The organism is Lentibacillus kapialis (genome assembly GCF_014646635.1).
In the GTDB taxonomy this organism is placed as follows: Bacteria; Bacillota; Bacilli; order Bacillales; family Amphibacillaceae; genus Lentibacillus; species Lentibacillus kapialis.
In genome coordinates this window covers 1-8,411 of sequence record NZ_BMNQ01000085.1, presented here as the reverse complement: position 1 = coordinate 8,411, position 8,411 = coordinate 1, and the positions used below count along the sequence as shown (strand labels likewise).

At 36.9% G+C, this 8,411-nt stretch carries 10 protein-coding genes; 1 reads left to right on the top strand and 9 read right to left on the bottom strand.

The window, feature by feature from the left end:
- Positions 1-163 precede the first annotated feature (163 nt).
- The 3 genes from IEW67_RS16985 to IEW67_RS16975 all read right to left on the bottom strand — a co-directional run bounded on the left by IEW67_RS16985 (position 164) and on the right by IEW67_RS16975 (position 3,943).
- A complete protein-coding gene (locus tag IEW67_RS16985) occupies positions 164-907 on the bottom strand; it encodes a GNAT family N-acetyltransferase (RefSeq protein WP_188634268.1) in 744 nt (247 codons plus the stop codon).
- 74 nt (positions 908-981) lie between these two features.
- Positions 982-2,181, bottom strand: a complete 1,200-nt coding sequence (locus IEW67_RS16980) for an MFS transporter (protein WP_229671920.1) — start codon at positions 2,179-2,181, stop codon at positions 982-984.
- A 1,594-nt stretch (positions 2,182-3,775) separates the two neighbouring features.
- Entirely contained in the window at positions 3,776-3,943 is a 168-nt protein-coding gene (locus tag IEW67_RS16975; RefSeq protein WP_188634267.1) for a hypothetical protein, read from the bottom strand.
- A gap of 279 nt (positions 3,944-4,222) precedes the next feature.
- Here IEW67_RS16975 and IEW67_RS18515 point away from each other — a divergent pair, with 279 nt between their 5' ends.
- On the top strand, positions 4,223-4,312 hold the full coding sequence (locus tag IEW67_RS18515; RefSeq protein WP_188634266.1) for a putative holin-like toxin: 90 nt from the start codon (positions 4,223-4,225) through the stop codon (positions 4,310-4,312).
- A 254-nt stretch (positions 4,313-4,566) separates the two neighbouring features.
- On the opposite strand, the gene IEW67_RS16965 is transcribed toward IEW67_RS18515, so the two are convergent.
- The 6 genes from IEW67_RS16965 to IEW67_RS16940 all read right to left on the bottom strand — a co-directional run bounded on the left by IEW67_RS16965 (position 4,567) and on the right by IEW67_RS16940 (position 8,106).
- Positions 4,567-5,034 carry a GNAT family N-acetyltransferase gene (locus tag IEW67_RS16965; RefSeq protein WP_188634265.1) on the bottom strand — a complete coding sequence of 156 codons (468 nt, stop codon included), beginning with the start codon at positions 5,032-5,034 and terminating at the stop codon, positions 4,567-4,569.
- Between the two features lie 113 nt (positions 5,035-5,147).
- The gene (locus tag IEW67_RS16960; protein WP_188634264.1) at positions 5,148-5,543 is read right to left on the bottom strand and encodes a VOC family protein; all 396 of its coding nucleotides are present in this window, start codon (positions 5,541-5,543) and stop codon (positions 5,148-5,150) included.
- Between the two features lie 89 nt (positions 5,544-5,632).
- A complete protein-coding gene (locus IEW67_RS16955) occupies positions 5,633-5,920 on the bottom strand; it encodes a TIGR04104 family putative zinc finger protein (RefSeq protein WP_188634263.1) in 288 nt (95 codons plus the stop codon).
- 192 nt (positions 5,921-6,112) lie between these two features.
- Complete coding sequence (locus tag IEW67_RS16950; protein ID WP_188634262.1) at positions 6,113-7,249, bottom strand: serine hydrolase; 1,137 nt, start codon at positions 7,247-7,249, stop codon at positions 6,113-6,115.
- A gap of 117 nt (positions 7,250-7,366) precedes the next feature.
- On the bottom strand, positions 7,367-7,600 hold the full coding sequence (locus IEW67_RS16945; RefSeq protein WP_188634261.1) for a hypothetical protein: 234 nt from the start codon (positions 7,598-7,600) through the stop codon (positions 7,367-7,369).
- Positions 7,601-7,686: 86 nt separating this feature from the next.
- Positions 7,687-8,106, bottom strand: coding sequence for a cytidine deaminase (locus IEW67_RS16940; protein WP_188634260.1), 420 nt, complete (start codon positions 8,104-8,106; stop codon positions 7,687-7,689).
- Between the last annotated feature and the right edge of the window lie 305 nt (positions 8,107-8,411).

The following is an 8,411-nucleotide window of genomic DNA, read 5'->3' as shown; positions in this document are numbered from 1 at the left end:
CCTCCTATTTCAAAGTGGCTTTATTTGTAATACGAAAAATTACAAGTAATGTTTCATTTCATACCACTTTTATACAACAATCTGGCCCGATTCATTAAGAAGAGCGCATTCTTGTTGCACAAACGCGCCCTTTAAATGAAGACTTGCTCTAACAAAAGCCCAGTTAATTTTTCTTTTTGTAAACTCTATTTCGTTCTAAAACAGTACATCCGTTATTCTCGAATATTTTAAGCATAGGAATATTATTATGACTAGTACTGCCGATATAGTAGGTGGCGTTAAAGTCATTTTTTAATATCCTTAACGCCTGTTGATGAAGAAGTTGGCTCTTTCCCTTTCCTCTTTCTTTTGGGATAAGTCCAAAATAAAATATTCTTCCCTCTTCTAATGTTCCAGGCTCTATATGTGGCATAATCACCCCAATGGGATTTCCTTTTTCATAGGCAACTAAACAAGATTTCTTATAGTTCGGACCCAATTCCACTTCTACACTTCGCATCTGTTCATCTATTTTTAATGAAGATGGAGCATTTAATGATTCTTTCATAGATTCTCGCCAAACACTTTTAAATTTTTCCGTTGAAAGTTCAGCTAAATTCTTAAGTGAAAAACCAGATATATTCTTATCCGATTCCTTCAAAACCTTGTAAACAGTAACACTTTCATCGTGTACCTTAAATCCATATTTTTGTAAAAGCGATTCCACTTCTTTGTTAAATTTACTGTTAACTAGGATATTTATATTTTTGGCAGTTTTTATAGATGGCTGATCCCTCAGGTATGTTACGAGTTCCATCAGTTCTTGATTCGTCAGGTTTTTTGTATCTTCAATGGTTACAAAATTATCCCCTTTCACTATTTTGATCTTTTCTAACAAGGCGGTTTTATGTTTTGATTCTGTCCCCATACAGTTCAACTCCCTAAAGCAATCATTAGAAGTGTGGGACGACAAATAACTGTCAAACCCACACTTCCATTAAATTAATCGTTTATATTCTTGACAAACATATATTTATTTTTAAATACGATTATACTAACCAAAGCAAGTAATAACCCTGAAACAATGAAAACTGTTCTAACCCCGGTTAAATCAGCTAATATCCCCATAACAAGTGACGATACACCGAATACACCAGTTCCAATAGCTCCTAATGAAGTATAAACCGTTGACAACTTTACCTTTGGAACGCTAGATTGAATTACCGTTTGCTGTGGAACGTTCTTTATTTGCCCAAAAAGTCCCACACCAAGAGATAAAAACAATGCGAGGTATGGGTTGGTTGTCATACCGAACAAGATTGTTATCAGAAAGCTAAACAATGAACCAACAAAGATAACCTCGCCTAATTTCTTTTCCAGAAATGAGGAGTATTTCACACAATAAACACTCCCTGCTATTAATCCAAAAAAGAAAGCGCCATTAATGAAACCCCACCATTTTTCACCAACGTGTAAAGCTTCACTGACAAACACAAATAAAATGGCTGCAATCCAAACAGTTCCTGCAAGGGTTTCCAAAAAATCCATAACCGCAATTTTTCTTAAAACAGGAGTACAGAACAGGGTATTCCATCCTTCTTTAATCTGCCCTAATTTGTCTTTCCGTGCAATTGACTGTTGTTGAACGTTTTCTAAGAAGCCCAGAATAACACTTGCTACCACAAACAAAAACCCAACAACCCAAACTATTTGTTGTGAACTCATAACGATCAAGAACAAACTACCAATGAACCACATAACTGTTTGAATTAATTGAGTTACTGTTTCAGCAATACCATTTGCACGTATTAACTGCGTAGATTTTACATAATGCGGAATCAATGTTTGTCTAATTGGGTTAGCACATCCATCAAGTAATGCTATGAATCCAATAATGATAAACAACAAATGATAAGTGGATTCCGATATAACAGATAACATTAATCCCAATATAAAAATTAAACACGTTTTGCCTAGTTGCGAACCAGCCAGCAACCACTTCAAATTTACCCTTTCAATCAGAAGAGGAGTCAATAAACTGGATAAAAACATAGAGGTAGTGATGGTAAATGGCACAAAAGATGCTGCAGTTGCAGATCCTGTTAATGTAAAGATCATACTAATAATACTTACCATATAGAGAACATCACCAATATTTGCAAGTGATTGACCCGTTAATAGTAAAGTAAAATTTTGATTCAATTTTTAAATCCCCCAACTTAAAATAAATTTTATTATTCTAAATCATGGGGTATTAAATTGGACTATTCATCTGGTGTGGCTCCTTATCCTTAACAGATAAATCTTGGGGGATTCAGATTTATCAATAATTTATTCTAACGGACTTGAAATTCTGAAATTTATAATAACAAATGATCGTAACTTTAACAATGATTATAGTTATAGGGCTTTTATTATAATTTATTAGGGATTTGCTCCCGATTGATGAAGATGAACTAATTTGTAAAACCTTGTCTTTATACAATCAATTTATGATACAATGATTGCAGTAGATTGGCTTCGCATGAGGGGTTAGGTAGCACCGTCGTTCCGCCGTTAGTCTTCGTTGGGAGACTTCCCGAGTAAGGAGGTGCTCGCCTATGGATATTGTCAGTTCTTTGACGCTAATGATATCTTTCGGGATGTTAATAGCGTTTATCATGTCTGATAAAAACCATAAAAAACAACCCCTCATAATGCGTTTCGGAGCGCTGAGGGATTATTTTTTCCTTGATGCTACCGACCCCTCTTGTTGGGGTACAGTCTGCTACCGACCGTCCCATGTTTCAGCATGGGCGATCTTTATTACTTTATGAACTTTCTATATATATTATACCACGAATGATAAGAATGTACACACCATGATATCTGTTTTATAATTATTCTCTTATTCGATAATAGTTAGCAATAGGTAAGCCTTTGAAGTTATCTCCAGCTTTTCCCCTGCTCCACATGGAGCATGCAGGTTTTCCCCGCACTCCACGCTCCATCTAACGATATGTACTAGATGATAAGTTCCTCGTTAACTTAGACAAGAGGATAACTATCGTCCAAACAGAAAACGCTTGCCTGAAGCTCGCGCTGTGTAAAATCACACATTCCTACCCGATCGGCGCGATAAACGCTTGGAAAACCACCGTTCCATTCGCTAGACTTGGGGCTGTTCCTCCACTTCCATTACAGAAGATTCACAGGTCGTACCCCTACCTTCACAAGGATAAATACCTTTCAGCATATGCCTTATAGTACCGTTTCGGATGACAGTCCTTGTTTCAACGTCCCTTGCTTCCCAAGTCCCTTACAACGTAGCTATCCCTACTGGACGTAGGTGCTTCCTTTAAGCCTGTGAGCTGGATACCGCCATTGTTCGGTATAGCGTATTTCAGAGGGCGCATTTTTACTCTACACTACTCACGCCATCGTTGGATGACACATAAGTTTCCCTATGTTTTAACTCTAGACCCGTACATTCGGAAGTTTGTCAGTTCCTTTCCCAAAGAACATTCTCACCATATCCAGTTTTTCAGCCGTGCGGCATATCCGTCGGCATACCTTCTCCAAAAGAGTGGCTCCAGCCTTCGTTCTGCCGAATCACCTGTGCTTCATACCCTAAAGCCTGTCAGCCTTAACGCATGCAGGATTTGTTGACGGGATGGTTTCAGAAAACATGGTTCCATCATTCCCATCCTCCGTTGTAACGTTGGAATTTATTAAAGTTCCCCGCATGTTCACGCTTCTAAGCGTTTATAGCGGAACTTGTCGCGCGCGCCCGTTAATTGAACGAAATCATTTTTCTCTAAACTTTTTTCTCTTCTAATTCTATTCTTTTTCTTTCCAACTCTAATCTTTCTTGTTCCAATTTAATCTCTTGCTCTTTTACTTTAAAGTGTTTGTTAGTGGAATAGATACCCATAATTAAGCTAACTAATACCACAACTGCTATCATCCAAATAAATATTTCCAAAATATTCATCCTCTCATTCTATAAACTTTCACAATCTGACCCTACAATGGCAATTTGGACGCTGCCCTTTATTCCGGAATGGCGCCCGTTTGTGTTATATCCAAATAACTTTAACTTGTCTTTAACTCCTTTAGAATACTTGTGATGAAAGTCATCCAATCCGTTTTATCTCTATTTAAAATCTTCGTTAAATGATGGATATGCTCTCGATAAATGTTATAATGATAGTAGGTGCATAAGGCTTTTTGTGTGTGGTGGCTCACTCCCCGAAAGGGGGTGATGCCAATGACAGTATTTGAAACGCTCATTTTGATGATTTCCTTTGGATCATTTATCGTGGCGCTTCTGTCATTTGATCATAAAAAATAACCACCCTTAGCCTGACAAGCAAATAGCGGTGGTCATTTTTCTCTACCCTATTGTGAGTCGCCCCCTTAAAGGGCTATGCACTGAACCGTTTGGTGTTTCCGCACCAGACGGTTTTTATTATTATATGACTTCTTATTTATAGTATACCCGATTTTTTCTATATTGAAAAGTCTTTAATGTTCAGTACAAATAAAGTTGTGCTTTTATTCCGCAACTGCGCCCTTTCGGAAGAATCTTTAACATACTATAGCTGTTTACTTTGCGCATTCATACTTCATTTTCAAAAACTCGAAACGACTGCCATTTGTATCTTGCATAAAGGTCTCAACAGATTCAAATCCTGCTTTTTTATAGACCTTTATAGCCCTATCATTAAAAGTGGCAACGGATAGCGTTATTTCCTTAGGGTTATAGTTGGATATCACAAATCTGAGTCCAACTTTAAAAAAGCCCAAACCAAGACCCCTTCCAGTCAATTCAGGTTTCATTCCTAATCCAATATCAACTGAATCACCCTTGTCATTAAAACTAAAGAAGCCAATTTCTTCTTCGCCTTCTTTAACAATGTAATGAGAGTCCTCCCGTTTTTTTGGGTCCAAAAATTCAGCTAAATCTTCTTCATCTGCATCAACATCATAAAAAGAATATTTACCTTCATAGTGCCAATTTGAAGCAATATTTTCTGCCTGTTCTTGTGACATTTTACTAAAATTATAATCCATAACAACCCCTCCAATCATATCCCTGAAACCTATCTGATCTTCTGCAATAATGGTCCTTATATCCAGTTTAGGCGCTAATGCTTATTCCTGATTAGCGCCCGATTGTTTAACTGTTAAGGTGCTACAAGTTCTACTTTTATTCTGTCTGGATCTTCAAAGTAAACGGCGTAATGATCATCTCCTCCAGCGAATGGGTGCTGCTCTGGATAAAGTATAGTAATTCCTTTATCTTTTAATTTCTTAGTCATATCATCGACGTCTTGGCGTGAGTCTGCGTGAAAAGCTAAATGATTTAAACCTGTTCTACATCTATGATATGGAATGTCAAGAAATCGTTCTTCTGTTTGAACAAAAACTATGTAAGTATCTCCTATTTTCCAGCTTTGTCCACCTTCCCATTTTTGAAAAGGTTGGTATCCTAATTCCTCAAGATACCAACCCCAAAAATCAATTGATCTTTTTAAATCGGAAACATATATCTCAATATGGTGAAGTAATCCTTTTGACAAAAATAGCCCCCCTTATTCTGTTTTTGCGCCCTTTTGCTGAAAGATCGTTCTAAGATCATTCTAAGCAACAGATTGTTTAGTATAATTTATCACGATGCCTTTTCGTATTGAATAACAAATGGTGTGAAGAAAGAACCGACAATTAATATAAGAGATCCTGCACCAATGGTTACAAAGACATTATTGAAAAGGGTAAGGAAATACATAAATATCAGCATTGGTAAAATAGTCAGAATAACAAATGTAAATCTGCCAAAAATAGTTATTTCATGTCTAACACCGCAGCTTTCACATTCAATTGGTTTATACATCCACCAAAACGATTTATAGATTTTACTCCAGCTAAATTGTGCATTGCAGTTTTCACATTTTTGCAAATTAAACCTCCCTCCTTCTACTTTTCTGGAATGATCCATATAGCTTTATATTTATTATATAAACCGGTAATACCTCAACAATAATCACCTTATTTAAACAAGGACTTATTCCATTAAATGGCCAATGGCTCAAGATTAGCGCCAATCTTTATTAAAGATAAGCGCCCTTTTCTGGAATAACCTTAGACAAGCTCAACCATCAAAAAAAGCTTTTAATTTGTCTTCCCAGTCAGGGCTGCCTGTAAGCACTGCTGACTGAAAAGCAGAGGAGCTGTTTGAAAGCTTGATTGTTTCATAGCCATAGATGTCGTTGAAAAAGACCGCCAATTCCGTTTTATTTCCTTGCTTATCTTCTGCATAGAATGCATATGTGAGAATGTAAGCCGTTGATCCTCCCTTGCCACCCAAACTTTTAAATCTCTTTTGGTTTTTCTTTCCGTTCATTGGCCACTCCATAATCGGCTGTAAGTGCTCCCAAATCTGAAGTGGAAAGTACAATCCTTCGTTCATTTTTCGTACAATTGAAACATATTCGGAAGTCGTTGAACGGACAAATCGTTTGGACGCTAGCCTATCAAATGCGATATTGTGCCATGCTTTCATGTTAACCTGACTCTTATAATTACCATTAGTATCTTGAATGAGTTTATCGTGAATTTTAATGGACTCTTCGATGTAGGCTGCTTGTGACATATCCTCAATGTGTGCCGCTATCTCTTTTGCATCCTTTTTATCATGAATATCAAGCCTCTTTTGATGTGCAATTTCATATGGAATAAAAAGAGCTGATACAAAAGGATAAATTTGCTCGTGTTTAGACAACTGAAGCTTTTCAAGATTAGCATTTATTCTGTCGAGTCCAAGCCGCATCGTCAAGAATTCTGTGTTAGCATTTGAGCTGTGGGACATCATTCCTTTTGCAATCTCCATCAATGAAACAGTTTGGTTTTGCAAAAGTCCTTGTTCTTCCATTGTTTTCAACCATGCTTCGTGAGCGCCGCCATCTGTCCCAGGTATATAAAAGCGTGCCAAATCATCTGTTTTAATTTTTTCGGCTGGATTAATTTCACTATGTGCAGCTTGTTGAGAATATTCAATGGCTATAATAATCTTCACTGTGCTTGCCAATGAGAGCAATTGATCAGATTGAACATCCGCAAGGCTTTTTCCATTTTTTATAACGGATAAAGAGGATCTCTCTGGGTTTTTAGCAATAAACTTCAAAACATAATCTGCATCAGGTTTCTTTGTCCATTGACTTAACCAAAGGAACCCCATTACTAACAAAAGAACAACTAAACCAATGGATATAGCGATGTAAAAAAACAATGGAATCTACCTTTCAGATAATAATAACGTGGTTAAAGATCATGTCGATTAAGCTTGAGCACTATTCTTATTCCTGATTTGCGCCCGATTGCGGCATAACCTTGATAAAAAGCAATCCTAATTCTCTTTCTTATTATTTGCAAACCTAACAAGTTCTGTAAAACTTGATATTAAATCCGTAACGCATTGTTCACTTTTATATTCACCGTTTCCATTTTGAACGATGTCCAATCTGGCATAAACTTGTTTCAAAAGTGCCTTTGCGTTATCTTCATTCAAATCATTTATACTTTTCAGCACATCATCATAACACTTTACAGCTTCATCACTTGCTAATTTTCCCTTGAACATTTATTTCCCCCTATGCATACAAGTATTTCTCAATCTGGCCCATTTGAAGTGCAGCCTTGTTCCGTAACTGCGCCCGTTAGCTGAACTTATTCAGCATATAGTTTTTCCTCATCATAAGCCTTTGTCCAATGATATGGTTGTATTTCCTCTAGGGTTTTAAATGTTAAATTCTTATCTTCGGAAGTAATCCCCGCCTTAACATCTGATCCCCAATAATACAATCTTTCTTGACAGACACCACAAGGGGTTAATACTTTAAACTTAGAATTCTCATCATCCCGTACTACACACAGAGAATGTGTTATTTTTTTATTCAGTTTATGTGCTTCAAGAATTGCGCCAGTTTCAATACATAATTCAGTTGAGGCATTGATAACATCTGGCGATACACTGGTTAGGATTTGACCATTTTCAGTATACATCGCTGCTGCTCCACCCCAACCAGAAGGATATCTGCTCCTTACCAAATTAATTGCCGCATGATAAAGCTTTTGTTCAACGTGCATTTTTTCTTCCCCCATAAGTTTTTATCCGATACACTTTAGAAATTTCCTGTTAACCTCTGTTAATTTCACAAGATTATGCCGCAATACGATCTGGCCCTAAAATGGCAATGAGCGCTACCCTTTATTCCGGAACAGCGCCCTTTTCTGGAACAGTCACTTGCTACTATAAGTTGGTATAGTTGAACAAAAAATGATTTTAAATCTTCCTGGCGTGTCTCAGTTTAATATAAGTTGGATACTCTTTTGGAACATTTTCGTATTGAAATTTGAAGCCTTTGGATTCGTAAAAGGGAATTCCTTTCATA

Coding starts and splice junctions, on each gene's coding strand:
- IEW67_RS16945 (WP_188634261.1), bottom strand. CDS start 7,600: ATGTTCAAGGGAAAATTAGCAAGTGATGAAGCTGTAAAGTGTTATGAT.
- IEW67_RS16985 (WP_188634268.1), bottom strand. CDS start 907: ATGGGGACAGAATCAAAACATAAAACCGCCTTGTTAGAAAAGATCAAA.
- IEW67_RS16965 (WP_188634265.1), bottom strand. CDS start 5,034: ATGGATTATAATTTTAGTAAAATGTCACAAGAACAGGCAGAAAATATT.
- IEW67_RS16940 (WP_188634260.1), bottom strand. CDS start 8,106: ATGCACGTTGAACAAAAGCTTTATCATGCGGCAATTAATTTGGTAAGG.
- IEW67_RS18515 (WP_188634266.1), top strand. CDS start 4,223: ATGCCAATGACAGTATTTGAAACGCTCATTTTGATGATTTCCTTTGGA.